20 protein-coding genes are annotated in these 26,282 nt (G+C 44.0%); 7 read left to right on the top strand and 13 right to left on the bottom strand.

Translation table 11 applies throughout. The features are described from left to right. Positions 1-388 precede the first annotated feature (388 nt). From ACSLP7_RS05145 to ACSLP7_RS05120, 6 genes are all read right to left on the bottom strand, one after another. Positions 389-805 carry a hypothetical protein gene (locus tag ACSLP7_RS05145; protein WP_435578317.1) on the bottom strand — a complete coding sequence of 139 codons (417 nt, stop codon included), beginning with the start codon at positions 803-805 and terminating at the stop codon, positions 389-391. Positions 806-1,659: 854 nt separating this feature from the next. After that, positions 1,660-3,561, bottom strand: a complete 1,902-nt coding sequence (locus tag ACSLP7_RS05140) for an amidophosphoribosyltransferase (RefSeq protein WP_435578316.1) — start codon at positions 3,559-3,561, stop codon at positions 1,660-1,662. A gap of 44 nt (positions 3,562-3,605) precedes the next feature. Then, on the bottom strand, positions 3,606-4,532 hold the full coding sequence (locus ACSLP7_RS05135) for a PfkB family carbohydrate kinase (protein WP_435578315.1): 927 nt from the start codon (positions 4,530-4,532) through the stop codon (positions 3,606-3,608). An 81-nt stretch (positions 4,533-4,613) separates the two neighbouring features. Further along, positions 4,614-5,204 (bottom strand): START domain-containing protein, encoded by a 591-nt coding sequence (locus tag ACSLP7_RS05130; protein ID WP_435578314.1) that lies wholly within the window; start codon positions 5,202-5,204, stop codon positions 4,614-4,616. Between the two features lie 74 nt (positions 5,205-5,278). Then, entirely contained in the window at positions 5,279-5,920 is a 642-nt protein-coding gene (locus tag ACSLP7_RS05125) for a ribonuclease H1 domain-containing protein (protein ID WP_435578313.1), read from the bottom strand. Positions 5,921-5,922: 2 nt separating this feature from the next. Beyond that, on the bottom strand, positions 5,923-6,495 hold the full coding sequence (locus ACSLP7_RS05120) for a phosphoribosylglycinamide formyltransferase (RefSeq protein WP_435578312.1): 573 nt from the start codon (positions 6,493-6,495) through the stop codon (positions 5,923-5,925). A gap of 178 nt (positions 6,496-6,673) precedes the next feature. On the opposite strand from ACSLP7_RS05120, the gene ACSLP7_RS05115 reads away from it, so the two are divergent. The 5 genes from ACSLP7_RS05115 to pyk are packed head-to-tail and all read left to right on the top strand — an operon-like array spanning position 6,674 to position 10,873. Then, positions 6,674-6,907, top strand: a complete 234-nt coding sequence (locus ACSLP7_RS05115; protein WP_034259990.1) for an acyl carrier protein — start codon at positions 6,674-6,676, stop codon at positions 6,905-6,907. An 8-nt stretch (positions 6,908-6,915) separates the two neighbouring features. Next, on the top strand, positions 6,916-8,169 hold the full coding sequence (gene fabF, locus ACSLP7_RS05110) for a beta-ketoacyl-ACP synthase II (RefSeq protein WP_272831074.1): 1,254 nt from the start codon (positions 6,916-6,918) through the stop codon (positions 8,167-8,169). Positions 8,170-8,175: 6 nt separating this feature from the next. Next, positions 8,176-8,952: a ribonuclease III gene (rnc, locus tag ACSLP7_RS05105; RefSeq protein ID WP_435578311.1), complete on the top strand. Its 777-nt coding sequence runs from the start codon at positions 8,176-8,178 to the stop codon at positions 8,950-8,952. After that, entirely contained in the window at positions 8,949-9,446 is a 498-nt protein-coding gene (locus ACSLP7_RS05100) for an IPExxxVDY family protein (RefSeq protein WP_291187864.1), read from the top strand. Before rnc ends, ACSLP7_RS05100 begins: the two co-directional genes overlap by 4 nt. Next, positions 9,446-10,873 carry a pyruvate kinase gene (gene pyk / locus ACSLP7_RS05095; RefSeq protein WP_435578310.1) on the top strand — a complete coding sequence of 476 codons (1,428 nt, stop codon included), beginning with the start codon at positions 9,446-9,448 and terminating at the stop codon, positions 10,871-10,873. Before ACSLP7_RS05100 ends, pyk begins: the two co-directional genes overlap by 1 nt. A gap of 39 nt (positions 10,874-10,912) precedes the next feature. Here pyk and ACSLP7_RS05090 read toward each other — a convergent pair whose 3' ends face one another. The 3 genes from ACSLP7_RS05090 to dinB form a co-directional block, all read right to left on the bottom strand. Then, positions 10,913-11,716 (bottom strand): SH3 domain-containing protein, encoded by an 804-nt coding sequence (locus ACSLP7_RS05090; RefSeq protein ID WP_435578309.1) that lies wholly within the window; start codon positions 11,714-11,716, stop codon positions 10,913-10,915. A 201-nt stretch (positions 11,717-11,917) separates the two neighbouring features. Beyond that, a complete protein-coding gene (locus ACSLP7_RS05085) occupies positions 11,918-13,105 on the bottom strand; it encodes a hypothetical protein (protein ID WP_435578308.1) in 1,188 nt (395 codons plus the stop codon). Between the two features lie 50 nt (positions 13,106-13,155). Further along, complete coding sequence (gene dinB, locus ACSLP7_RS05080) at positions 13,156-14,256, bottom strand: DNA polymerase IV (RefSeq protein ID WP_435578307.1); 1,101 nt, start codon at positions 14,254-14,256, stop codon at positions 13,156-13,158. A 43-nt stretch (positions 14,257-14,299) separates the two neighbouring features. Between dinB and ACSLP7_RS05075 the strand changes: the two genes are divergently transcribed. Next, positions 14,300-14,773 carry a CYTH domain-containing protein gene (locus ACSLP7_RS05075; RefSeq protein WP_435578306.1) on the top strand — a complete coding sequence of 158 codons (474 nt, stop codon included), beginning with the start codon at positions 14,300-14,302 and terminating at the stop codon, positions 14,771-14,773. Then, positions 14,761-15,276, top strand: coding sequence for a YciI family protein (locus tag ACSLP7_RS05070; RefSeq protein ID WP_435578305.1), 516 nt, complete (start codon positions 14,761-14,763; stop codon positions 15,274-15,276). Before ACSLP7_RS05075 ends, ACSLP7_RS05070 begins: the two co-directional genes overlap by 13 nt. Here ACSLP7_RS05070 and ACSLP7_RS05065 read toward each other — a convergent pair. From ACSLP7_RS05065 to ACSLP7_RS05050, 4 genes are read right to left on the bottom strand one after another with little or no spacing between them, the layout of a single operon-like run. Then, entirely contained in the window at positions 15,273-15,938 is a 666-nt protein-coding gene (locus ACSLP7_RS05065) for a copper homeostasis protein CutC (RefSeq protein ID WP_435578304.1), read from the bottom strand. The two genes, ACSLP7_RS05070 and ACSLP7_RS05065, sit on opposite strands and share 4 nt — an antisense overlap. Further along, entirely contained in the window at positions 15,938-18,259 is a 2,322-nt protein-coding gene (locus ACSLP7_RS05060) for a beta-N-acetylhexosaminidase (RefSeq protein WP_435578303.1), read from the bottom strand. Before ACSLP7_RS05060 ends, ACSLP7_RS05065 begins: the two co-directional genes overlap by 1 nt. Positions 18,260-18,286: 27 nt before the next feature. Then, positions 18,287-20,647 carry a penicillin-binding protein 1C gene (gene pbpC / locus ACSLP7_RS05055; protein WP_435578302.1) on the bottom strand — a complete coding sequence of 787 codons (2,361 nt, stop codon included), beginning with the start codon at positions 20,645-20,647 and terminating at the stop codon, positions 18,287-18,289. Positions 20,648-20,650: 3 nt separating this feature from the next. After that, positions 20,651-26,206 carry an MG2 domain-containing protein gene (locus ACSLP7_RS05050; RefSeq protein ID WP_435578301.1) on the bottom strand — a complete coding sequence of 1,852 codons (5,556 nt, stop codon included), beginning with the start codon at positions 26,204-26,206 and terminating at the stop codon, positions 20,651-20,653. Positions 26,207-26,282: the final 76 nt, after the last annotated feature.

Genomic DNA, 26,282 nt, shown 5'->3' with positions numbered 1-26,282 from the left:
CCACAGAAAAGCCACCCCTTCTCCATATTTGGGGCTCGAAATTCTTTAATGCTAAAATGATGAATTGAAAGAGGAAAAACTTGGGACTTTTCTTGACTTTATTCCAATAAAAAAAGGTAAACGAGAGTTTACCTTTTTTTGCCCCAAATCTACCATGAACTTAACCTACTTATGCTATGGTAAGCTCAAATATAATCTAATAAATCTCAGTAATTCTTAATTATTAGATAAAAAACCGGTTAAATCGTTAAAAAGCATTTTCTACCGAAATAGTTACGGTTTAACCTCAGTAAAAGGCAGGTATTATAAGGGTTTTCTTACAATTGTAAAGAATTCTCACAAAATCTACTTTGCAGATTTTCGGAGCAAAAAAGTGATTTTTCGAGTTTTAAAGTCCTGTTTGACTTTTGAATTTTCCATCCCCTTCATTGATGAATTTATAAAGGCTAGTTTCTGCTTGAAAGCTGTTACTATTTTGGGCGGCAATGACAATATCCAGATCACTGTCCTTGTCGGCATCGGTTTTAATAATGAAAAATTCATCAGCGCTATCAATGGTAATGATCCCTATTGTTTTTGGATCTGACCCATCATTGTCTTGATAAGCAAGCGTTGCAACACTAGAAAGACGCTCCTTGGTCAAAGTGATCTTCTCAAGTTTACCGTCTTGGTCAAAATCCGCATGAACCACCTCTACTATAGGTTCTGATTCGATGAGTTGAAACGAATTGGTTGAGGAACTACTTTGCCCAAAAGAGAGTACAGGGAATAATCCTAAAAGACCTAAAGTGATTAGTTTTTTCATAGCTAATTGATTTTACATGATAGCTAAAAGTAAAGAAAACCACTATTGCGCGATGCTAGGGTAATGTTAAAACCCTGAAAAACATGAAGTTTTAACAAATGCTTTTACGGTTGCAGTGTAGCTTGAAAGTCTTTAAAGCTATTGAAGCGGCTCTTGATCTTTCCGCCATCTGTGATCAATAGGTAGGTAGGAAAAGACCAAATGGTCAGGTCATTCGTAATAGTACCTTCCTCTGCCCAGACTTCACGGTAATTAGGCCAAAGAGGTCGTTAGTTCACTTTATTCCAATAAAAAAAGATTGGTGAAATGAAGTTTTACAAAGTAAAACCAAACAAACATCCAGTGGATGTTTGAATGAGGCAGCCGCGTAAGCGGAAGGCCTCAGTGGTACAACTCGCTTATACCTTTGTTATTGAAAGTGGCGCTTGTGGACTTCTATCGTTCATAGAATGATGTTGTGTGGATTGATTTAATCGCTAGAGTGACGAGAGTTTACTAAGAATGTAAAAACGCCTTTTCTGTGGGTTTTGTAGCTTCTAATAAATTACAAAACCCACAGAAAAGTCACCCCTTCTCCGTATTTGGGACTCTATATTCTTTAATGCTAATATGGTGAATCGAAAGGGGAATGACTTGTGGCGTACCTTAACTCTACTGCATAAAAAAAGGTAAACGAGAGTTTACCTTTTTTTGCCCCAAATCTACCATGAACTTAACCTACTTATGCTATGGTGATTCAAATATAAGCGATTCAAGTAATTTCCATTAAGGCTTTTCCTACTTTTAGATTAAGGACGCCCTAAACTCGATTAACGACAGGCCTATCGATAAACGGTTCGTTTTTTTAACAGATTTTAGTAGGCTCGCTCTGGGTTGCCCTCAAAGAAGTTTATGTACGCCTGATTTACAACACGTTTCCCTCCAGCAGTTGGGTAGTCACCAGTGAAATACCAGTCTCCCAAATTCTTTGGACAAGCTTGGTGAAGCTTCTCTACAGATTGGAACAACACCTTTACTTCTGCATTCAAAGAGGATCCATCTGCAAGCAACTCAGCGATCTTATCAGAGAGCTCTTGGTCACTAAAAGGATCGTAGAGTTCTTTAACGTAATTGGTTACTTCTGCATCTGGCAGGTGGTGTTGGGCTTTACATTTGTTGTAGATTTCTTCTACAACGCTTGAAGTGCCTCGGTCTTCATGCAAGGCTAAAGCAGCTTGGAAAGCCACAAAATCTTCTAAACGCGCCATATCAATTCCGTAGCAATCCGGATATCGGATCTGCGGTGCAGAGCTCACTACCACAATTTGCTTAGGATTGAGTCGGTCTAGCATTTTAAGGATACTCTTTTTCAAAGTGGTTCCGCGTACAATAGAATCGTCAATGATTACCAAATTGTCCGTCGGTTTTACCACTCCATAAGTCACATCATAAACGTGGGCCACCAAATCATCCCGACTGCTGTCTTCTGTGATGAAAGTACGCAGCTTTACATCTTTTATGGCAATTTTTTCCGTTCGAATTTTGCGCTCCTGAATGGCCAATAGGTCCTCTTTGGACAATTCCCCAGCCTTATCTAGGATGGCTTTATTTTTCTGCTGATTGAGTTCATCCTGAGCAGCTTCTACCATACCGTAGAAAGAAGTCTCTGCAGTATTGGGAATGAAAGAGAACACCGTGTTGGTGGTATCGTGATCAATCGCTTTGAGCACATCTGGCATCAAAAGGCGTCCCAATTCTTTGCGCTCTTGATAAATCTCTGCATCAGATCCTCTGGAGAAATAGATACGTTCAAAAGAACAAGACTTACGCTCTAGTGGCTCTAAGATCTGAGAGATCTTTACTTGCCCAGATTTGCGAACTATGATGGCATGTCCAGGTTCAAGTTCTTCAACCGCATCGAAAGGAACATTGAAAACCGTCTGGATCGCTGGGCGTTCTGAGGCCACTACGACCACTTCGTCATCCTTGTAAAAATAAGCAGGTCTAATTCCCGCAGGATCTCTAAGTACAAAGGAATCACCGTGACCAAGAAGTCCGGCCATAGCATAGCCCCCGTCCCAATCCCTAGAGGATTTACGAAGCACTTTAGCCACGTTTAAATTGTCTACTATATAAGGAGAGGCATCTTTTTTATTAAGCCCTTTGGATTTAGCTTGCTTGTATAGTTTGCGAACCGCATCGTCTAAAAAGTGCCCGATCTTTTCCATTACAGTAATGGTATCGGCCTTTTCCTTTGGATGCATTCCAAGCTTGATCAAATTGTTGAACAGCTGATTGGTGTTGGTCATATTAAAGTTACCCGCAATGATCAAATTGCGGTGCATCCAGTTGTTTTGACGCAAGAACGGGTGAACATTCTCCACACTATTTTTACCAAAAGTTCCGTAGCGAACGTGCCCTAAAAGCAATTCCCCGATATAAGGAATGTTCTTTTTTTGAGCTTCTACATCATCGGCATATTCAGGGTGCTCACTAAGTTCTGCATTGATTCGTTCATTGATCTGAGAGAAGATATCCTGAATCGGTTGTGAAGCGTGAGAGCGCACACGAGAAATATAACGCTGTCCCGGTTCCACATCGAGCTTGATGCTCGCAAAGCCAGCGCCGTCTTGTCCACGGTTGTGCTGCTTTTCCATCATCAGATACATCTTGTTGACCCCGTAAAAAGCGCTTCCATACTTCTTTTTGTAGTATTCCAAAGGCTTTAGCAATCGGATCATTGCAATCCCACATTCGTGTTTTAATGCGTCACTCATGGTTGTATTCCTTACAATAAAAAACGCCCGTAATTGGGCGCGTGTTAATCTATCTCTATTTCAAATTGAGTCAATTGTTTGAACTGCATCAAGCGCTGATGCACCTCGGCTTTGCTGAGGTCTTCCATACGTCTAGTCCCAAATTTTTCGACACAGAACGAGGCCAAACAAGCACCGTAAATGATGGCTTGTTTCATGGTTTCAAAGTTGATGGTCTCTACCTGAGACAGGTAACCTGAAAAACCACCGGCAAAGGTGTCTCCTGCTCCTGTTGGGTCAAACACTTCTTCTAATGGCAGTGCTGGCGCATAGAAAATCTCATTCTCATCAAAAAGAAGCGCTCCGTGCTCTCCTTTTTTGATCACTACATATTTAGGACCCATTTCACGAATCTTCTTAGCCGCAGTTACCAAAGAGTATTCTCCAGTAAGCTGACGCGCTTCTTCATCGTTAATGGTGATCACGTCGATCTTTTTAATCACATTCAAGAGCTCATCCCAAGAGTTGTCCATCCAAAAGTTCATCGTATCCAAAACGATAAGCTCTGGCTTTTGCTCCATTTGCTCAATTACGCCCAACTGAATGTTCGGGTGCAGGTTACCCAGCATCACTACGCGTGCATCACGGTAATCTGCAGGCACTACAGGGTCAAAATCTGCGAGGGTATTGAGTTCTGTTACTAGGGTGTCTCTGGAATTCATGTCGTGGTGGTATTTACCACTCCAAAAGAAGGTTTTCCCGTCAGGAACGATCTCCACACCTTCAATGTTGAGGTCCTTTCCTTTGAGCATGTCTAAGTACGACTGCGGAAAATCTCCTCCCACTACAGAAACCAAGGCTGCATCTGTGTTGAACTGTGAAGCGGCTAAACCTATAAAAGTTGCTGCTCCACCGAGTATTTTATCGGTCTTCCCAAATGGGGTTTCAATGGCGTCGAAAGCTACGGTTCCAACGATCACTAGTTTACTCATAATTTGCCTTTGGTTCTGCGCTGCAAATATACATTCTTAATTCCGAACCTCAAGGGTTGTGTTGATTCGTATTCAAGCACATTATGGTTGCACCGCTAAGCGCAGCTCCCTGAAGGTTTTTAGTGGGCCTTTTACCAAAAGTGCATTAACCACAAATGGCGGCAAGCTTCCGTTGGGATCGATGAACATGACCTGTGTGACCTTGGTCTTCCCGTCCATTTCTTCCAACAACCAATAGCCCATAAGTTCATTGATGCGGATCATATTGTCTTGTTCCGGCAAAGCTGCAGGGGCGCTTTCTAAGAGTAACTTAACTTTATTTGGGCTGATTCTTTTTACGGTGAGCAAGGTGATCACATCCCGATCTCTTACGGGCCAAGGCAAAGACTTTTGGGCATAGAAGAGGTGTTTGTCCTTTTCTGGAGAGCGTAAATAGTAACTGACTCCAGATTCACACATATCATTATAGGCTGGAGCTGTTAATAGTTCGTGTATCACAGCTTTCATGGGGGCATTAACCGTGGTGATGGCTTTGTATTCTTTTATGGGCTTTTGCGGAGTGTCTCTGGTGAAGATCTCAATTTGATCCACAGACTTTTTGAGTTCCCATTGCTGCTGAGCGCTGACTTGCAGCACGCAGCAAAGGATCAATAATTGGACAATCTTCTTCATAGCAATTTTTATCCTTTGGTAGTAAAACTGCCTTTGTCATTACAAAGAAGCTGTTAAAAATGAGGTAGATGGAATTATTTTCTGCCGAAATCAGCTGGGATTTCCCCCCAGGCTTTGGTCTCCCATTTGGCAATTTTGGTCTTGTATTTGTGGGTCTTTAACCAGTGCTCGGCACGGGCAATAAGTTCAAAGAGTTGCTTGTTCGCAGCGGTGCGCTTGAGTTTGGTATTACACTTCTTTCTTTTGACCCATCCCCAAGCAATTCGGGAATCGGTATAGAGCATTCGATCACTCTTGATCTTATCCAAATAAGCAAGGCCATGCACCAGTGCAAGGAATTCTCCTACATTATTAGTGCCTTGTTTAAAAGGGCCTTGATGAAAAAGTTGTTCTTTGGTTTGGGTGTCCACTCCGCGGTATTCCATAAGACCAGGATTCCCGCTTGAGGCTGCATCTACAGCAATGGAATATAATTCGGGTTCACCATAGGCTGCCTTCTCTTCTGGAGTTAGTGTTTTTTTCTTGGAACCGCCTTTACCTTTATAGTCTTCATATTCTCCTTGATAATAGGCTTTCTGCGCTTCCAATCTATTTTCAAAAGACTTGTATTGGGCTCCTTTCACCCCTTTAATAGCCTTTTGACAGGCTTCCCAGGTTTCAAAGATGCCAGTTTGAAGGCCGTACCAGACTACATAGTATTTTTTCTTTTTGGCCATTACTATAAGGAGAGGATCAAGTTTTCTAGAACCTGAGGGAAGTGTTCGTATTCCAATTTGTGAATTTTCGCAGCGACATCCTCAGGACTGTCCTCAGGAGTTAAGCGAGTTTTAGCTTGAAAGATGATCCCACCTTCGTCATAGTGTTCATTTACAAAGTGGATAGTGATCCCGCTTTGGGTCTCTCCGTTTTCCACAACTGCTCTATGCACGTGCATGCCGTACATGCCTTTGCCACCGTAGTGAGGTAATAGGGCGGGATGAATATTAATGATCTTATCTGGGAAATCCGTCACCATATATTCAGGGATCTTCAGTAGAAATCCAGCAAGTACAATAAGATCAGGATCAATTTCTGAAAGTCTCTTCCCAATGATCTCCGGGTCGTTGAGGTCGGATTTTGAAAAGGAATCAGCAGTAACGTTTAAAGCCTCAGCACGAGCTAAAACTTTGGCATCCTTCTTGTTAGACAGCACTTGAACCACCTCGGCGGTCTCCGTAGTCTGGAAGTATTTGATGATGTTTTCTGCGTTGGTACCGTTTCCGGAGGCAAAGATCACAATTTTGGGCTTCATAGACCGTAAAATGGGGGGTTTGAAACTAGTAAATTAGTATAAATCACAAAAGTAAGGCAAATCAGAATTACTTCTATTAAAATTGATTACATTGGAGTTACATTTTGTAGCCAAAATGCTGTTTTAATTTAAAATATTTTATTTTTGCCACTTAATTAAAACCTTAAAAACAAACATTATGTCAGACATTGCATCACGAGTAAAGGCGATTATCGTTGACAAACTAGGAGTTGATGAAAACGAAGTAGTTAACGAAGCGAGTTTTACAAACGATCTTGGAGCCGACTCATTGGACACTGTAGAGCTTATCATGGAGTTCGAAAAAGAATTCGATATCCAGATTCCAGATGATCAAGCAGAAAACATTGCCACTGTAGGACAAGCAATTTCATATATAGAGGAAGCCAAGTAAATTTTACTATGGAACTTAAGCGAGTAGTAGTTACAGGACTTGGAGCCTTAACCCCAATCGGAAGTAATATTCAAGAATATTGGGACGGTCTTTCTAATGGAAAGAGCGGCTGCGCTCCTATTACCTATTTCGATACGGAGAAATTCAAAACGAAATTCGCCTGCGAGCTTAAGAACTATAATCCTCAAGATCATTTTGACCGGAAAGAAGCCCGTAAATTAGATCGATTTGCACAATACGCTTTGGTCTCATCAGATGAAGCCATCAAAGACGCTGGTATCAACCTTGAAGCGGTTGATAAATTTAGAGTTGGTGTTATCTGGGGAGCTGGTATTGGTGGGCTGCAGACCTTTCAAGATGAAGTTATAAATTATGCAGAAGGGGATGGAACACCGCGTTTCAACCCCTTCTTTATCCCCAAAATGATCGCGGATATTGCCCCAGGTAATATCTCGATCAAACACGGGTTCATGGGCCCGAACTACACCACTGTATCCGCATGTGCATCATCGGCGAACGCCATGATCGATGCTTTGAACTATATCCGATTGGGTCACTGTGATGTGATCGTAACTGGGGGTTCTGAAGCAGCAGTTACTATTGCAGGTATGGGTGGTTTCAATGCCATGCATGCCCTTTCTACAAGAAACGAGAGTCCTGAAACCGCGAGTCGTCCTTTTGACGCTACGCGCGACGGATTTGTACTTGGTGAAGGAGCAGGCGCATTGATCTTAGAAGAATATGAGCACGCAAAGGCTCGTGGCGCTAAGATCTATGCTGAGGTTCTTGGTGGTGGTATGTCCAGCGATGCCCACCACATGACTGCACCACATCCCGACGGTATCGGAGTGGAGGCCGTAATGCTGAACTGTTTAAAGAACGCCGGACTAAATCCAGAGGAAGTTGATCATATCAACACCCACGGAACTTCAACACCTTTAGGAGATGTTGCCGAACTTAAGGCCATTTCTAAAGTATTTGGAGACCACGCGAACAACATCAGCATCAATTCTACAAAGTCAATGACTGGGCACCTTTTAGGAGCCGCCGGAGCTATTGAAGCTATTGCTTCTATCTTGGCCATGCAGCACGACTTGGTTCCTCCAACGATCAACCACACTACGGTAGACGAGAACATCGATCCGAATCTAAATCTTATACTCAACAAAGCAGAGTCACGTGAAGTGAAAGTTGCCATGAGTAATACCTTCGGTTTTGGAGGGCATAACGCTTGCTTGTTGTTTAAAAAAATGGAGGCGTAAGACTGAATGACTTCCATACGAAACATATTCAATTCCCGTGCTGAAAAGGACGGGAATTTTTTTCGCGTTATAAAAAAGATTCTGGGCTTTGCTCCGGGGAATTTGGCCTTTTATGAAGAGGCATTTACCCACCGTTCCATGAATCAAAAAGATGACGACGGCATACAACAGAACTATGAGCGTTTGGAGTTTTTAGGCGACGCGATGTTGGGTGCTGTAATTGCTGCTCATCTGTTTAAAAAAGTTCCGCACGGCAATGAGGGTTATTTGACCAAGATGCGCTCTAAGGTGGTGAGTAGAGAGCATTTGAACGAGTTGGGAAGAGACCTGGATCTAGTCAGTTTGGTACGTACCAATATCCCTGTGGAGAATTTCAGTGGAAACATTCACGGCAACGTTTTTGAAGCTCTGATCGGAGCGATTTATCTGGATAAAGGATTCAAACAGTGTGAGCGTTTTATTCACAAACGCGTCATTAAGCCTTATGTAGACATTCAAAAGTTAGAAGGGAAGATCATTTCCTATAAGAGTTTGCTTATTGAGTGGTGTCAGAAGCATAAGAACAGCTTCAAATTCATGGTTTATGAAGACAACGGCAACGACGATCTCAAGCATTTTGCCGTAAAACTGACTATAGATGATCGCGTGATGGCCAAAGCGCGAGCTACTTCTAAAAAGAAGGCCGAAGAGCGCGCCGCGAAGCGTGCCTACTATAAACTTCAACGCAGAATTGAAGGCGATAAGCAGGCTGCAGAAGCCGCCCAAACTTCTCAGGATAAATGAGTACGCTCAAGTTAGAATTGACCTTAGACGACGATCTGGACAACAGCGTTGTTGTGGCAATTCACTGTAGCGAACCTGACTTTAGAATGGCTTATAAGATCAACCAGATTTTGCAGCTCAATTTGCAACGAGAACCGCAAGATTTAGAGTTTGTCTATGCCGAAGGAAAGGCAGAATATCCCTTCTTTTATTTTGAGGATTGGACCCACGACAGACAGTTCCATTTAGTGGCCAATTCCACAGAACTTTTGGTGGATAAACCCTTGGCTTTAAGCGCCGATCTCTTTGGAGAAACCGCTGGTCCTAAGGCGAGAAAAGTACATTTATTGCCCGAATTAAAGCAGGCAGATTACCTCTTAAAGATAACTTCAACCAAGAATAACCATTCCGAAAACGTTATCGTTTCAAGAATTAACGAAATTGCTCAAGTTATTACCGCGTATGTCGTAGATTTACAATCGGTGAAATCGAAAAGCAACTTAATTTTTGAGTGATGCCTACCCAAAAGAAGACTAAAATTGTGGCCACTTTAGGCCCTGCAACTTCAGATCGTGAAGTGCTAAGAGATATGATCCTTGCTGGGGTCAATGTTTTTAGAGTTAATTTCTCTCACGCGAATTATTCAGATGTGGAGGAGCGTATCGCTATGATCCGTTCTCTCAATGAAGAATTGGATATTTCCACAGCAATTCTTGCTGACCTTCAAGGACCTAAATTGCGTGTTGGGATCATGAAGGAAGAGGTTGTGGTGAGTCCCGGTGATACTATAAAGTTTTGCACGGGTGATGAGTTTGAAGGCACTTCAGAAAAGGTCTATATGAATTACGATCAATTCCCTGCCGATGTAAAGGTTGGGGAACGCATTCTTTTGGACGATGGAAAGCTGATCTTTGAAGTACTTACTACTGATGGAAAATCAGAAGTAAATACCAAAGTGCTTCAAGGAGGCCCTTTACGCTCGCGCAAGGGGGTTAACCTGCCTAACACCGATATTTCGCTGCCAGCACTTACGGAGAAAGACCGTGAGGATGCTGTCTTTGCTATTTCTCAAGAAGTGGATTGGATTGCGCTGTCTTTTGTGCGTCACGCAGACGATTGTAAACAGCTCAATGCGCTTATTAAAGAGCACAGCGAATACAAGATCCCGATCATCTCTAAAATTGAAAAGCCAGAAGCCGTTCAGAACATCGATGAGATCATCGCTTATTCAGACGGATTGATGGTAGCTCGTGGAGATTTAGGTGTGGAAATTCCTGCTCAGGAAGTTCCATTGATCCAAAAACAGCTAGTTCACAAGGCTAAGAAGGCGCGTATCCCGGTAATCATTGCTACGCAAATGATGGAGACCATGATCTCTTCTTTAACGCCAACACGTGCAGAAGTAAATGACGTTGCCAACTCGGTAATGGATGGCGCTGATGCGGTGATGCTTTCTGGAGAGACCTCTGTTGGGAAGTATCCGGTAGACGTGATCAAAACTATGTGTAAAATCTGTAAAGGAGTAGAAGAATCACCGCTGATCAAGGTTCCGCAGAACCCTCCGCATATTAAAACTAACCGTTATATCACCAAAAGCATTTGTTATCACGCCGCTTTAATGGCCAATGAGATCGATGCTCGTGCTATTTGTACCTTAACCAATAGTGGATATACAGCCTTTCAAATCTCCGCTTGGAGACCGGCTGCCCACATTTTGGTATTTACCTCTAACAAGCGCATACTTTCGCGTTTGAACTTGCTTTGGGGTGTTCGTGCCTTCTACTACGATAAGTATGTCAGTACTGATGAAACTGTAGAAGATGTCAACCGCATTGCCTCTGCTAAGAATTATGTAGTAAAAGGAGATTATCTGATCAATCTGGCGGCCATGCCGATCGTGGATAAGGGAATGGTAAATACCCTGCGCGTTTCTCAGGTATAAAAAAAGACCCCGAAGGGCCTTTTCTTTATTAAAAACATTCTATTTATAAGCACGGATCTGTTGGATCTTCATGCCTTTTTCTGTGGCCGTAATACTCACGGTTCGCTTTACCTTTTTGGCATCGTAACTGTATTGTAGCTCTACCAAACCATTGGCGTCTCGGGTTACGTTAAGTGCGTCAAACCAGCTGTCAGTTTCTTTTTTAGGCCCTTTAATTTGTTGAGTCTCTTTCCCGGTTTGCTTTGGGAACGTGAACTCGTTAGGGATATCAAAGATCTTCTGAGCAATGAAATAAGCTTCATGCCATTCAGCTCCAGGAAGCATTAGTGTCTCTGTGTTTACAGGCTTGCTGGCGGTGCCTCCATCAGCTTCTGTATAGCTCACATTTGGGTAGGCCTCTTTAAGCTCTTTGGCATAGCCGGCTGGCAACATATCGTCTTCAGGCGGGAAGTACTTAGACAGGTAACCGTTAAAGACATAACCGCTTTTACGGTTAAAGTTAACCTTGTCCATGCCGCCTTTGATATTATTGACCTTCATGGTTTGCTGCGGCTCATGCTCAAGCACTTCCAATCGCGTTCCATAAGGAATAATGGCGAGTTTTTCGCTGTTGAGGTTATCGAATGCACGCAAGCTCAATCCTGTGCGGGCTGTGACGTAGAGATAGGTAGTTTTGACTTCTTCCATCGCCTCGCCGACTTCTTTGAAGTCTTCTGTCATGGCCAACTGTTCGTTGATCACGCTTTGCGTTTCCGATTCTTGAATTTCTTGAGGGGCTTCTTTACAAGCTACTAGGGTGAGCGCTCCCAAAAGAGCTAGGCTCGATAATTTTACTGTATTCATCTTTGCAAGTTTTAGCGTTAATAAAAATGTTATCGTAGCTTTCTTTGCAAGGAATTGCAGTCTTTATTTTGGGTGTTGGATGCCCGGTTTGTTTTTATAACGTCGACGGACAAAATAAATTTTTCAAAGGATGTGCCAACTCTTGATTTTTGACTCTTTTTAGGACTTTTTTAACGAAAATGACCTCATTTTGGTCAATTTCTACTCAATTTTGGACAAAATTTGATCAATCCAATAGGTCTTAGAATCCAAATAATGATCGGGAGCGATCCCAATTTCCTCATATTCGAGGTATTTTTCATATCTCGATGTGGTCAAGCCCAGAGAATAACCAAAACAAGGCGTAATTAAACTGGGTTTGGAATAGTTACCAAAACCATAGGCCAAGGCACCACGGGTATTCTCCCCATAGGTGGTTAGCTTGAGTTGTTTTTTAGCCTTGAGCAGGAAATGTTCCGCATTACTGCCTACATAGATGTTTTGAATCAAGTGGAATTCGAGATCCTTTTTGCGTTTTTTGAACAATTTTAGAAAGGGATCAGAAGTTCTTGGGCCTCCGCCGCCATTATTTCTCAGGTCCAATATGACCTTGCCAGAGGTTAGTTTTTCTTCCAAGACCTTTAGTAGCTCCATGGCCTTTTTATAGGTATCGTTGTCTCCGCCAAAATCACCCAAACGCACATAGTGGATTCCGTTGCCGTAGTCTTCATATTGGAAGGTGTCGCCTTCTAAATAGTAGTTGTTGGAAGCCCATTCTGCAGCCGCTTCTTCTCGCACCCATCGTTCTGGATACAATCTTCCGTTCACTAGATTAACTTCATTGCGCTGCGGTTGGTGCTTTCTATTGTAAAATACACCCGAATAATATTCTCCTGTTTTGCGCAAGGCAAACTTTAAGGTACCCGCTGGCCAATCTTCGTGTTGACTTTCCAATATATATCCGCCGTAATCAAAAGTGGCATCATTTATCTTAACCACAGCTACACGGTATACCCCGGCTAGATGGTAAATTCCAGTTATAGGATCGTCAGTTGTGGTTACAGCGTTTGAGGTTAAGGCCTCCGGAGAACCCTCGTAATAAGGACTAAGGCTTGTATAGTCTCGATCTTCATTGCGGTCAACTATGTAAATATGATTGTCTTTAACCACATCCAGATAGGTTTGCAAATAGTACAAACAGTTCAGTTCAATGTTCTTGTCCTTAGCGATCATATCCTTTAGACCTGCAATAAGCACTCGGTCCGCCATAGGAGACTTCCATTGTGATTTGAAACTCGGAGCAGTTTTGGCCTGCTCGGCAACATAGTCCAACTCACTGGCACAGTTGCAATCCTGAGCAAATCCAACACTAAAAAATAAAAGGAATAGTAGGCTAAATGTAGCTTTCATGAAATGATGGTTTTATGTGATATTAATAGTGATTTGGGGAAATTGTTACACTAAAATTCAAATTTTAATTGTTCGCTAATGCTGTCTTTTTCTATGGGTTTGTCTGATTTGTCGTTATTCAAATTGGAGATGGATATCCCCAGTAATCTCACCGATTCTTTGAGTTTTTCCTGATACAAAAGCCCTTTTACCTCCTCCAAGATAAGCTCGGCGGTTGCAATATAAAAGGGGAGCGTTTTGCTTCTCGTTTGAAGACTGAAATCACTGTATTTAATCTTTAAAGTTACCGTTTTCCCAGCGATCTCACTCTTGCCCAAACGCCGCTCAATCTCTTCTGCGATGCCTTGCAGGCGTTCTAACATAAATACTTCCGAGGTTATATTTTCACTAAATGTGCGCTCTGCAGCAAGGGATTTTCTCGTTCGATCTGGTTTTACTTCGGATCGGTGGATTCCGCGAACCACATCAAAATAGTACCCTCCACTCTTACCAAAATGCTTATCTAAGAATTCTCGGGAGCGCTCTTTGAGATCAGCTCCTGTAAAGATTCCCATTTGATACATTTTCTCTGCAGTGACCTTACCCACTCCATAGAACTTGCGAATATCCAAGGCTTCTAAAAAGGCCTCCACTTCTTCTGGTGGCACTGTTTTTTGACCGTTGGGTTTATTGACGTCACTGGCCACCTTAGCAATAAACTTATTGATCGATATTCCTGCAGAGGCATTCAAGCCAGTTCGTTCTTTGATTTGCGCCCGTATTTCGCGGGCTATGAGTGTAGCACTGGGATTTCCTTTCTTATTTTGAGTAACATCCAAATAGGCTTCATCCAAAGAGAGCGGCTCTACCAGATCTGTATATTCAAAAAAGATCTTTCTAATCTTTCTAGAGATCTCCGTGTATCTATCAAAGCGCGGCTTCACAAAGATCAGATCAGGGCAGTTGCGTCTTGCCATAACTCCGCTCATGGCAGAGCGCACTCCAAATTTTCGTGCTTCATAACTGGCTGCGCTGACCACCCCACGCTTGGAACTCCCGCCAACGGCAATGGGTTTTCCTCTTAGTTCTGGCCGGTCCAATTGTTCCACAGAGGCGTAGAACGCGTCCATGTCCACGTGAATTATTTTCCGATTTGCCAGGCCAGCTTCCATCCCATAAATTTATGATATCTTCGTTAGACTTCAGTAGCAAAACATGGTAGAAGTAGAGCGAAAATTTTTGGTAAGATCCACGGCCTTTAAAGCCTTAGCTGCACAGGTTGAGCAGATGCAGCAGGGCTTTCTTTCAACGGACCCAGAACGTACGGTCCGTGTGCGTTTGGTAAATGGGCGCGGGGTATTGACCATTAAAGGCGCTAGTAGTGATGACGGAACTTCCCGTTTAGAATGGGAACGAGAAATCCCTGCGGATGAAGCCGAGCGTTTGTTGAGCCTCTGTTTGCCGGGAAGCATTCGTAAAGCTCGGTATCGTGTTCCTGTGGAGCAGGTCACTTTTGAGGTTGATGTGTTCTACGGAGCCAATGAGGGCCTTATTGTTGCAGAAGTAGAACTGACCCGTCCGGACCAGGACTTTCCCAAGCCAGATTGGTTGGGAGAAGAAGTCACTGGAGACGTTAAATATTACAACAGCCAACTATCTAAAAACCCCTATTCAACATGGGAAGAATAATTACTTTACTCGCACTAACCAGCCTGCTCTTGGTGGGTTGTAATAAAAAACGATTCGCTCATGATGACATGGATGTTGATGCTGCTCTACTCGATGAGCCGTTTCCTAACGAAGTTACAGTAGCGCAGCAAAAAGACCAACTGCTCAAAGACGGTTTTGAGATCTTTGATTATGTAGATGAGGCTACTGGAGATACCATCATTATGCAGAAATATTTTATGGCCTTTTTAAAGAAAGGTCCAAATCGGGATCAACCTAAGGCAGAGGCAGACAGCTTGCAGGCCTTGCACATGGCGCATCTAGGACGGATGTATGAGCTGGGCTACGCAGATCTTTCGGGTCCTTTTGATGATGAGAGTGATATCAGCGGCATTACCGTTTACAATGTTCCTACCCTAAAAATAGCCGATTCACTGGCCAATATGGACCCTATGGTAAAAGCAGGGCGCTTGGTCATTGAGATCCATCCATGGTGGGCGGGAAAAGGCTATCCGTTGCGTTAGCCGACAAGTGCAGCCTTCATTTGACTCACTAAAGATTCGTTGGAATGTAGTTCTCCTTTTTTTATGGCTGCGGAGTGAATCGCTCCGAATCCTTGATTGCTGAATTTTGAAATGTTCTCTGGGCGGATACTCCCTCCAGGCATAATAGTAATCCGATCTCCAAACTGAGTTTGCCATTGTTTGAGTTTTCCTAAACCTTCCACGGCGGTTTGAGCTCCTGCGGAGGTAAGAATGCGCGTAAATCCCATTGCAATTAATTGCTCAATGGCAGCATCTGGATCTGTCATTTCATCAATGGCTTTATGAAAGGTGATCTCTAAATTTCCAGCGGCTTCAATCATTGCATTTAGAGCTTCAACATCAAGTTTACCATCAGCAGTTAGGGCCCCAATAACGACTCCATGTGCACCTAAACTTTTGACTTTTTCAATACTGTGGATCATTTGCTGAATCTCTTCCTCAGAAAAACAAAAATTTCCTCCACGCTTACGTATCAAGACTTGAGTGTCTATTTGAAATTGATTGAGGACATCTGTTAGAAGTTCCATGGAAGGAGTTACCCCTCCAAGGTTCAGTTGCTCGCAGAGTTCAATGCGGTCAGCGCCGCCTTTTACAGCCGCATGAACAGATTCTAAACTTGGGGTACAGATCTCTAGCAGCATTATTGCATCACAATTTCGTCCAGAAAGGTCCAAGCTTTGTTGCCCGCTCCTTGTTTTCCTTCTGGAATGATCCCGTAATTAGGAATGTCAATACGAATTCGGGTGATCATTTCTTCAGGCATCCCAAAGACCTCATTGGCCACATTGGACAAAGAGTCTTTTTTGATCATAGCTGTGGTGTTGTAAGCGCGTCCATCGGCCAAAGTTGCTCGGATTTGACTTTTAGTTGGTGCATAGATCCACTGCCCAGGAGCGTGATAGAACCCGAGTTTTAGCGAATTGAGTTTAACAGGAGTTTCGAATCGAATATCTACCCGGAGATCATCACCCCAAAAGCCCAGCCACTCTTTATCTCCATGTCTATTCTTACTGCCGTAAACGCCATTATTCAAGGCTGCAACTCCTCCGCTATTGTAGGCCGGATGCGGTTTTTTGTCAAGTTTTATGGTAGCATTAATGCCTTTGTGTAAAGTGAAATCTTGTCTAAAATTGACTAGATCAGCGTCTGCTTGACCTTCAAAACGCGCTTCAAGAATTGCCGAGCGTTCTACCATTATGGGCTCGGTATAATCAATCCAAGCCTGTTCATTAGACCAACGATACTGTATCTTTTGATCCGGCAGAGGACCGTTAAGGCTAATGCGCAAATTGTCTTCTTTGTTTATTTCTGAGGTGATCTTTTGCAGCGGATTGTAATAGCTTCTATCCATCACATCCAGTCTGTTCAAAAGCGGCTTGAGCCTTCTTAGGAAATCTGGATAGGATTGTTCTGAGTCTTCCTTGGCGCCACTCCAAACCACCTCTGCCATAGCCATGGTTCTTGGGTAGGCCATATACTGCATCTTTTTTTCTGAGGTCATATACTCGGTCCAAACGTTTCCTTGAGCTCCTAGGATCAATTGGGCTTGTTTGCTGTTTAATTCTGAAGGGATCGGATCAAAACTGTAGACCTTTTCCAACGGCAGAAAGCCGCCAATGGCCAAAGGTTGATCTTCTGAATCGTCTTGATAATAGTCAAAATAAGCATGAGAAGTTGGACTCATAATTACGCCGTTCCCAGATTTGGCAGCGGCAATTCCACCTTCCACACCACGCCAAGACATTACGGTAGCTGTTGGGTCCAAACCACCTTCTAGAATTTCATCCCAGCCCAGTAGTTTTTTGCCTTTACTGTTGAGGTAACCCGCTATCTCGCTTACAAAAAAGGACTGCAGTTCGTGCTCGTCTTTTAAGTTTTGTTCACGGATCAATTCTTGACAAAACTCAGAACTTTTCCAACGCGCTTTGGGCGCTTCATCTCCACCAATGTGGATGTATTCTCCAGGGAATAAGGCAATGACTTCGTCCAAAACCCCAAAGAGAAATTCAAAGGTCTCTGGCGTTGGACAGAAGATATCCTCAAAAACACCCCATTTGGTTGCCACATCTATCGATTCTCCAGTGCATCCTAATTCAGGATAAGCACTGATCGCCGCTTGTGCATGCCCGGGCATTTCAATTTCAGGAATCACCTCAATACTCAAAGATTGGGCATAGGCCACTACTTCTTTGATCTGCTCTTGGGTGTAGAATCCACCGTAACGTTTCCCGTCAAATTTTTGGGGTTGGTCGTTGTAGTGCCCAATAAGGGTTTCACTTCTGTAGCCTCCGTGCTCGGTGAGTTTAGGGTATTTTTTGATCTCAATGCGCCATCCTTGATCGTCGGTCAAATGCCAGTGAAAACGGTTCATTTTTAGCATTGCCATTACATCTAGATAGCGTTTAACCGCATCTACCTCAAAGAAATGTCTGGAAACATCCAAGTGCATACCGCGATGTTGGAATACTGGTCCGTCCTCTATACTGAGGCCAGGCAGCGCAAACTGCTCGTAATCCAATACCTGATCGGCTTCAAAGGCTGCAGGGAGTAATTGCCTCAAACTTTGTAATCCGTAAAAGGCTCCAGCAACGTCTTTAGCGTAAATATTGATTTTTTCGTTGTCAATTTGAAGTTTGTAGTGCTCGTCCTCCAAAGTATTATCACTGATGATCTTCAATTGAGCCGCATCGGAATTGGAAGCTCTCTGAACGGTAAAACTAGAATTCAAACCAAAGTATGATTCCATAAATGGTGTAACCTCTTCAGCAAAAGAGTCTGCAAAGTAAGAGAGCTCCGCGGGCCAAATGAATTGCGCTTCAACAGCCTCAATAGATTTGGGTTCGGGAATTATGGCGACCTCTTCAAAAGCGAGTTTGGGATAGTCTTCTTGCTCGCCGCAACTGACTAAAAACAGCAGACAGCATAGGAGCGAAATTCGAGCGAATACAGCAGTAAAATGCATTAGGTTTTGGTTCGGTTCTTCGCTAAGTTACGGATTCCGAATATGAATTTCACGGCTGATCTCATTTCCATCCGCATCTACTACGGTGAGTAAATGATTGCCAGCTTTGGGCAGCAAAGCCATTTCATGGAATACATCTGTAGTTCCCATATAGGTGTTGTTTAAATACCAATACAGAGTCGTTTCGGACTTTCTGTGTGCCACCTTAAAGACTACTTCGTTGGGCTGCTGACTAAAATCTTGTGCCAAAACTATGTCTGAGGTTTCTTTAGGGAAAATGAACTCCATATTGGGCATTTCTGCAGGAAAGCAGCCGGGTTTATAACTCGGTAATGCTTTGTATTCCGGATGATTCTTGGCGTAGTAATGAGCCACAAAAGGTGGAAGCACAAACCAATTCTCGTTTTTGATAGCTGTTGATGGATAACAGTCCAAGTTGACCTGATATTTCCTTTCAGCATCTAAGAAAATGCTTTGGTGATACGAGCAACTCAATGTGAGCACCTTGGCATCGGCAACCCACTTTTGCACGTTATGTTCACAATGCGGACCTGCAATATGCCCACTTTTACTGCATAGGGTTCTTTGAACCATATCATCAAAGGGTTTAGCAAAGAATTCAGACTTGGGTAATTGGTCAAAAACCTCAAAGAGCAAAGGAGCAGCAGCTTGTACTCCGGTGAGTCCTGGACGGCCTTCTCCATCAGCATTACCAGCCCATACACCCACGGTATATTTTGGAGTCACCCCTACAGCCCAAGCATCTTTAAAGCCGTATGAAGTTCCTGTTTTCCATGCGATCTGTTGCGCGCCATCAAAGCTGTCCCAAAGCTCTTGTCCAAAAGGGCGATTGACTTCCTGCAAAGCTTCAAAGGTGTTGTAAATACTGCCTGCAGTCCAAATTGGGGCTTTAAAATCTAGGGAACCGTGATCAGTTGATGCATCTAACTGTAAGACGGGAGCATGGAATTCCTGAGTTCGGTATTGAGAAGATTCTTGATCAAAATGAATCAAGGTCGCTCCTAAACCTGCATAGGCAGCCGTCACTTCCCATAATGAGGCTTCAGCACCGCCCAAAATCAAAGAGAGTCCGTAGTGATTGGGCTGCTGATTGATGCTGTTGAAGCCGGCTTTTTTCAACTTTCGGTAAAAGCGTTCCAATCCATAAGATTCCAACAAGCGAACCGCTGGGATATTCAAAGAGCGTGAGAGGGCTTGACGCGCACTAATGACTCCTTGAAAGTCCTTGTTGAAATTCGTTGGGCTGTATCCGTTAATGCTGGTGGGAATATCTTTAACCAACATGTCCGGCAATAGACTTCCTTCTTGCAAAGCACTTGCATAAAGCAGTGGCTTTAAGATACTCCCTGTGCTGCGTCGGCTTCTAATAATATCCACATTGACTTGATGTGCTGCGGAGGTTGGACTGTTTCCAACGTAGGCCAGAACTTCTCTACTATCGGTACCTAAAACCAAAACGGCAGCATTGTGAATTTCATTGGACGCTAAATTTCCGTGATGTAATCGCATACTGTTGTTCAGCTGTACTTGAAGCTTGTACTCCAAGGTGGTCACAATTCGCTGTCCCGGTTTTTCCTGTACCATACGATCTAAAAGATGAGGTGCCAATTGGGGTAAGGGCAGCGGCTTACCCGGTAAAGGCTCTTGCGTAGAGAGTTCGTAATCTGTGGCGCTGATCTCTCCGCGATCCATCAGTTTTTTAAGTAGGCGATTGCGCTTTATTAGCAAGACTTCATGACCTTTGCCGGGATATACAAGGGCTGGAGCATTCGGCAGCACTGCTAAGGTGGCCATTTGCCCCCAACTGAGTTCAGCCGCTGGTAAGCCGTAGTAACGCCAAGCTGCTGTTTCAAGACCGATCACATTGCCGCCAAACGGCGCGTGTGAGGCATACATGCTCAGAACTTCTTCTTTGCTATAGCTAAACTCCAGGCGCGTGGCCTGAACCATTTCAATGAGTTTTTCTGTGTAAGTTCTCGCCTTATTATCTCTGGACAGACGAATCACTTGCTGAGTTAGCGTACTCCCGCCACGGCGTGAATCTGTGGTCAAATTGTTCCACAGCGCCTTGGTCACTGCCACTGGATTAACACCTGGGTGCTTGTAGAAATACTCGTCTTCAAAAAGGAGGATACAGCGTTCAAATTTATAGGGAACACTGTCTGTTGCGGGGAATCGCCACTGGCCATCCGCAGCAATTCTAGCGCCTAACAAAAAGCCTTCCCGACTTTCAATAACTGTTGAGGTCGGCGCTTCAAAAAGCACTTTGGGCAGGCAGAAAAGCCAGTACCCAAAGGCAATTATAAGCAGGCTTCGCTTAAAGCCTAGCCATTTGAAAAATGATATGGTTCGCTTTTTGAGCTGCATATCTTATTGCTTGACGTTGATCCATTGCCCTTTTAAGCGGGCGTAATAATTATCGCTATACATGGTAGCTGCATGGGTACCTGCCAAATAGTATCGACCCAAATAAGACGCATTGACCGTCATCTCAAATGTCATGGACTTACCTGCTCTTAGATCAAAGTAATAGTTGATTCGATCGTCACGGATGTCTGTATAGCGAGCCGGATTTAAATTGCTCTGAGCAGCATCGGTAAAGCTGGTATTGACAATCTCCCAACCACTCGGAACCAATTGCGTCAAGGATATATCGCGTAAATGATCATTGGAACTGTTAACTACATTGATCTGAATTTTGAATTCTGTTCCTTGTCTGAGCTCACTCACATCCAGTTCGATGCCATCCTTATCCAAGAATTGGGTTCGTAATGAAAGGTTCTTGGTTGCACTGGTCTCTGCTCCCATAGGGTAACGTCCGCGTTGAATTAAAGAGGCATATACACGACTGCCACCAGGATTATTTATGCTGATGGTATTCTCCCCCATTACAAAAGAAAGCTCCTCCAGCAGCATGCTCTTTTCAGAGCTTAAGCTTCGGCTTTGTCCATTTTGATCCAGACTGACTTGAAAGGCCTTCCCTCCATTGACCTTGACCATTTTTCCAAGAGCCAGCAAACTATACGAGGTCTCCTGTGTACTTAACCAATTACGACTGCTGAGTCGTGCTGCAATGGATTCTGCCATTTCTCGTTCACGGGAATCTTGGACCAAAGTCATGATCTCGAGCGCCATGGCCATATTGCGTAAGGCCGAGCCATAGGTGTACCAGCTGTCTGTATAATCATTGAATTTTAGCGTGGCACGATCCAACAATTCTAAAGCAGCTTTTTTATTTCCAGTGAGTGCATAGGCTCCTGCCAATCGCCACAATGCTGCGTTTGTGAGTCCAGAGCTTTTACGCAGACGATTCATAGCTGCTAACTCCGGTTGCCCTGCAAGTGCCAAGGTATACAAACGATAAGCCTGAGCATGCGTTGTATTGTATGAATGTGCCGCTTTTCGCCATTGTTTAGCGGCCAAGCGTTGGTAACGGACCCAATTGGATAAGAATCCTACTGGCAGGGTATAGCCTTGTTGTTTGGCTTCCAGCATGAAATGTCCGGCATAGGTAGTTCCCCAATCGCTTGATGTTGATTCTCCCATCCAATACCCCAGACCGCCGGTACCGTTTTGGAATTGCCCTAAACGTCTAATGGCACTCTTTATATTCTCTTCCGTTTGTCTGGCTTGAGTAGAACTCATGGTCACCAAATCCTTGAGATAAAGCTGCGGGAAGGCTCCAGATGTGGTTTGTTCTACACAACCGTGCGGATAGCGAATCAGATAATCCAAGCGCTTTTCAAGGTTCATCGGGGGAACTGTGGAGAGCTCCAAAGTCACTTTATTGCTTCCCGCTGTTCCAAAAGGAGTGAAGTTGATCTGCTGCTGGGCTCCGGGTTCTACCGTATAGATCTTTGCAGTTCTGCTGATTGGATTCGGATTGTAGATATCAATTTCTAAAGGATAAGAAGCTTTGTGAGCGCCACTTTGCGCCAATACTTTGATCTCTTGAACCTCATTACTGGCCTGAATCTCATATTCAAAATTGACAATTTGCTCTCCAGGTTTATCAAATCGAACCGTTTTAATGGCATCGCCGACAGGTTTGAGTCCGTCCGTAGTTTCAATGCGGATTTGAGCTTGCTTTACCTTGGGATCCATAGCGAACACGGTCACTGGGAGTGTGAGTTTTTCTCCCGGAGACAACTTGCGAGGCACGGAGGCCAAAACCATCAGCGGTGTTCTTACGGGTGTTACTTGTTCTGCCTTGCCGTAAGCTTGTGAAGCATTGTCTCCTGCTACCACCATGGTCTTTACAGAACCGACATAATTAGGCATAATCAAGGTATGGGTTGCAGACTGTCCGGCTTCCAGTTTGAATGGCCCTAAATAGCTCACTACCGGTTTAAAGCGATCGGCTTTTCGGTTTTTGGCTCCCGCGGCCTCATCACCACCTCCAACAGCAAAAATATTATCTACCTGGGTTGAGAAGGCACCCATGACCAAGTCATAAATATCAAAGGTTTTCACCCCAAGTGCTTGACGCGCATAGAAGGCCTTGTGTATATCTGGAGTGCTGAAACGGGTCAGGTCCAAAAGTCCTTCATCTACAACTGCTAGGGTATAAGTCATGGCCTTCCCGTCCATCTCAGATACGGTCACCTCATAATTGGATTCCGGTTTGAGTTCTTTAGGCATGCTTAGTTGTGGTGACAGTTCTGTTTCTGGGTTGTTTACCATAATAGGCACCACCCCATAGAGGCGCATGGGCAGATCGTTTTTGGTACGCTCGTGCGGTTGTAAAAGCGAGATGTTCACATATACATTCGGGGCCATTTCTGGGGTGATCTCAAATTCATAGGTAGTGCTTTCCTCTTGGGTTGGAGCCCACTGGTAATTCAAGACTTCTGTGCCATTTTCTATGCTGATCAGCGCCGTGCTTCCCAAACTTGAAGGGAATTGAATGCGTGCCTTTTCGCCTACGGTATAGTTGTCTTTATCTGCATTGAATAGCAGCATTTTAGCACTTTCTGAACCCGCCTGCCCCGTTTGCCACCAATCTTTAAAGAAATAAGAGGTGATTCCAGTTGCGTGTCCGGAGGCCTCATCCATCACTCGGATCAAATAACGCCCGCGATCTTCATCTGCGATCTGTAAGTTGAAAGCACCTTTTCCATTGGCGCCTGTTTTAACCTCAAATTGTTGTTTGGGTCTGTAAACGCTGCTGTTTTCGTATCGAGATAGATTATCGCGCCCACGATTCCACCACCAACGCCAGGAGATTTCAAAGACTTCTACCTTGAGTTTTCTGTTTGCTGCAGGCTTGCCTTGGGCGTCCACAGAAACTACCTCAAATTCGTGATCTCGGCCAGTTTCAAAGGAACCGTATCTGCCCAATTTGGGTGATTTTAGCCCTACGAAGTTTGCATAAGGCGCCAGCGATTTATTGATCACATCAATAGAGAAGTCGCCTCCGCCTTCATAAACCTTGGTAACAAAAGATGCCTTAAGCATGCCAGGAGCTATGTCATTGAGTTGAATGGTTTCTGAAAAGTCCAATTGTCCTTCACTGTTGAGCTCGCCTTCCATAAAGCTGAACTGCGAGGTGTCAAAGCTGCGAACCGGATCATTGAAACGATAGCTGCTATAAGCTTTAAAGGGAACCGAGGCTTCAGCCAAAGTCAATTCCATAGTGGCTTTAAGGTTGCGAGCGGGTGCGCCGTGCAACCAGGTACTTTGTAAGCTGCCGCCTATTGGTTTAGCCGCCTCAAGTACAGTGTCGTCAAAGTCGAGTTGCACTTTAAGGCGATTCGGTTTAATGGTAGCCACCCTCAAGGTTTTTCCAAAACTGGCTCCACCCACTTTTACTGTCGCATTCCAATTGCCTGTTGGCGCCTCTGCTGAAGTCGCAATCGGGAAGTAATAAAAACCATTCACGCTTCCACGTACCACACGGCGTTGAACTAATTTCCCACGAGCATCGGTCAGCTCCAATTTTACAGGATGGTCTTCCGGTAAAGGATTGACCGCATCGTTTAAAACAAAGGTCAAGTGAATACTATCTCCCGGGCGATGTACACCGCGCTCGGTATACAAAAATCCTTTCAGTCCCTTTTGGACGCTCCCTCCAGAAACATCAAACTTGCTCAAGGAAAGTGCCATGCCATCATCCACACGAGCATAGGCATAATTAGAACCTTGTTGTGCCATCACAAAGGCTGCTTTCTCATCGGTATCGAAAACAATTTGACCTTGTCCGTCTGTTGTGCGCTGCGCAATGGCTTGCTGCTGATAATTGTAAAGACCAACTTGAACATTGCCCATGGGTTTAGAGCTGATCAAATTATTGGTGAATACATGATAAGTGCTGTTATTCCCTTTCTTAACGGTAATCCCCAAATCAGAAGCTAAGAGATTGGTACGTACCAATCGCTCATCGTTATAATATGCAGGATGGCAGGGATTCTCACGTTCTTGCCAATTGTAAGTGTAGCTGCGCCAGCGATAAATTTCATTATCCCAATAACGGGTTTCTAAGGCGTCTTCCTCTGCATTATCTAGGCTGCCATCGTTGGGAGAATCGTCGTAGTATTCTTCATAATATTCGTCTTCATATTCGGCTTCTTCTCCAGCTAAAACAGCTTCGCAAGCAAACATGCTGTACTGCGGTTTAAAGCTAAATTCAACTCGGTACAGGCTTCCCGGGCTGGCTTGGAAAAGCTCTGTCAAGTCCAAGGCATGCGCCTTCCAACTGTTGGTTGCGCGCAAATTGGTATCTACTAAGGAGAGCGTCTTTTTAGCTACACGTCTACCAACGCGTCTCAAATAGTAGTCTTCTGAGTTGCTCAATAAAGACTCTTGCAAAAACTGCAATACATTGTCTTGGAAGATCTCCACCACGCGCACATCTACTTGAGCCAGATTCACCGTTTCAAAATAGATGGGGTTGTTTTGTGCGTTGGGCAAAATGGTTCCTTGAGAGAGCAAGCGTACTTCTGGTTTTAAAGGGTCAAAGGACACAGCCTCTGTATAACTGCTTTTTAGCTCATAGCCCTCAGTATTTTTTAGACCGGCAAAGACGGTAAGATTCATGCTGCCTTCTGGTCTTGTGGCGGGATAGATCAGCAGAGAATTTCCATCAGCTTCAAAACGCAAATTCTCATCGCCACCTAAACTAACCAGGCCTCTAAAATCCTGATCTTCTTCCACAGGATCGGAGAAATTAATAGACATTCGCGTACTAGGTGCCTCAGAAACACTTACGTCTAAAACCGTGAAATTGTTACGTCCAGGAATGGTAAAAGGAGATTCTCCTCGGTTGTCTGCGGCAATGGGTTTTCCATCCCAGCTAATTGTAATTTCACTGTCTTCCTCTGCGCGATTGATACTGTCAATCACAAAACTGTAATAGTTGTTGGCTCCGCTCAGGGAGTCCCATTTGATACTGAGTTTGGCACCATTTTGAGAAGCGCTGACGAGCTTTCTAGCTTCGGATAGATACAATCCATCTGCAGACTGCAAATTACCTTGCAGAAACTGATAACTTTTGTCATAAGACTGCAATTGCCCAAGATCCACTTTAAAGTTGGGCGTTATGGTTTTAAAGGAAAATGTGAATTGACGTTTATCTTTTGGGAGATTTTCTAAAAAGTCAGAAAGGTTTACGGTGACTGTGTATTCCGTATCAGCCTTCAAAGGTTCGTTCGGACTAAAAACTAAAGAGCGACCGCTTTGAAGCTTCAAAGTTCCTTCAACCTTAGGACTGATCTTAAAACTACTCGCAGACAGGTCTGCCTCTGCATCAAAATTGGGCAGGGCCCTTAAAAAATCCAGCACCACAGGAGCGTGAACAGAGCGTACGCCTTGGGTGTGATAAGAGAGGTAGTCTCGGTATTGAAAAAGTTGATCGTCTTGAGAAGATTTAGGCTTACAGGCAGTTGCGAGCAGCAGTAAAATAAGGCTCGCGCGGAATAGTGACTTCATAGTCGGAGATGGTTTAACGTCAGTAATTAAAGGTACAAAAACTCCAGGTCCATAGCGGACCGGTTAATTCCTGAAG

Source organism: Gilvibacter sp., assembly GCF_965601605.1.
GTDB lineage: Bacteria > Bacteroidota > Bacteroidia > Flavobacteriales > Flavobacteriaceae > Gilvibacter.
Note: the sequence above shows the minus strand (reverse complement) of the source record. Positions and strands in the feature narration are given on the sequence as shown.

Bases quoted from the DNA above. Each gene is read 5' to 3' on its own strand.
- ACSLP7_RS05145 (WP_435578317.1), bottom strand. From the start codon at position 805: ATGAAAAAACTAATCACTTTAGGTCTTTTAGGATTATTCCCTGTACTC.
- ACSLP7_RS05140 (WP_435578316.1), bottom strand. From the start codon at position 3,561: ATGAGTGACGCATTAAAACACGAATGTGGGATTGCAATGATCCGATTG.
- ACSLP7_RS05135 (WP_435578315.1), bottom strand. From the start codon at position 4,532: ATGAGTAAACTAGTGATCGTTGGAACCGTAGCTTTCGACGCCATTGAA.
- ACSLP7_RS05130 (WP_435578314.1), bottom strand. From the start codon at position 5,204: ATGAAGAAGATTGTCCAATTATTGATCCTTTGCTGCGTGCTGCAAGTC.
- ACSLP7_RS05125 (WP_435578313.1), bottom strand. From the start codon at position 5,920: ATGGCCAAAAAGAAAAAATACTATGTAGTCTGGTACGGCCTTCAAACT.
- ACSLP7_RS05120 (WP_435578312.1), bottom strand. From the start codon at position 6,495: ATGAAGCCCAAAATTGTGATCTTTGCCTCCGGAAACGGTACCAACGCA.
- ACSLP7_RS05115 (WP_034259990.1), top strand. From the start codon at position 6,674: ATGTCAGACATTGCATCACGAGTAAAGGCGATTATCGTTGACAAACTA.
- fabF (WP_272831074.1), top strand. From the start codon at position 6,916: ATGGAACTTAAGCGAGTAGTAGTTACAGGACTTGGAGCCTTAACCCCA.
- rnc (WP_435578311.1), top strand. From the start codon at position 8,176: ATGACTTCCATACGAAACATATTCAATTCCCGTGCTGAAAAGGACGGG.
- ACSLP7_RS05100 (WP_291187864.1), top strand. From the start codon at position 8,949: ATGAGTACGCTCAAGTTAGAATTGACCTTAGACGACGATCTGGACAAC.
- pyk (WP_435578310.1), top strand. From the start codon at position 9,446: ATGCCTACCCAAAAGAAGACTAAAATTGTGGCCACTTTAGGCCCTGCA.
- ACSLP7_RS05090 (WP_435578309.1), bottom strand. From the start codon at position 11,716: ATGAATACAGTAAAATTATCGAGCCTAGCTCTTTTGGGAGCGCTCACC.
- ACSLP7_RS05085 (WP_435578308.1), bottom strand. From the start codon at position 13,105: ATGAAAGCTACATTTAGCCTACTATTCCTTTTATTTTTTAGTGTTGGA.
- dinB (WP_435578307.1), bottom strand. From the start codon at position 14,256: ATGGAAGCTGGCCTGGCAAATCGGAAAATAATTCACGTGGACATGGAC.
- ACSLP7_RS05075 (WP_435578306.1), top strand. From the start codon at position 14,300: ATGGTAGAAGTAGAGCGAAAATTTTTGGTAAGATCCACGGCCTTTAAA.
- ACSLP7_RS05070 (WP_435578305.1), top strand. From the start codon at position 14,761: ATGGGAAGAATAATTACTTTACTCGCACTAACCAGCCTGCTCTTGGTG.
- ACSLP7_RS05065 (WP_435578304.1), bottom strand. From the start codon at position 15,938: ATGCTGCTAGAGATCTGTACCCCAAGTTTAGAATCTGTTCATGCGGCT.
- ACSLP7_RS05060 (WP_435578303.1), bottom strand. From the start codon at position 18,259: ATGCATTTTACTGCTGTATTCGCTCGAATTTCGCTCCTATGCTGTCTG.
- pbpC (WP_435578302.1), bottom strand. From the start codon at position 20,647: ATGCAGCTCAAAAAGCGAACCATATCATTTTTCAAATGGCTAGGCTTT.
- ACSLP7_RS05050 (WP_435578301.1), bottom strand. From the start codon at position 26,206: ATGAAGTCACTATTCCGCGCGAGCCTTATTTTACTGCTGCTCGCAACT.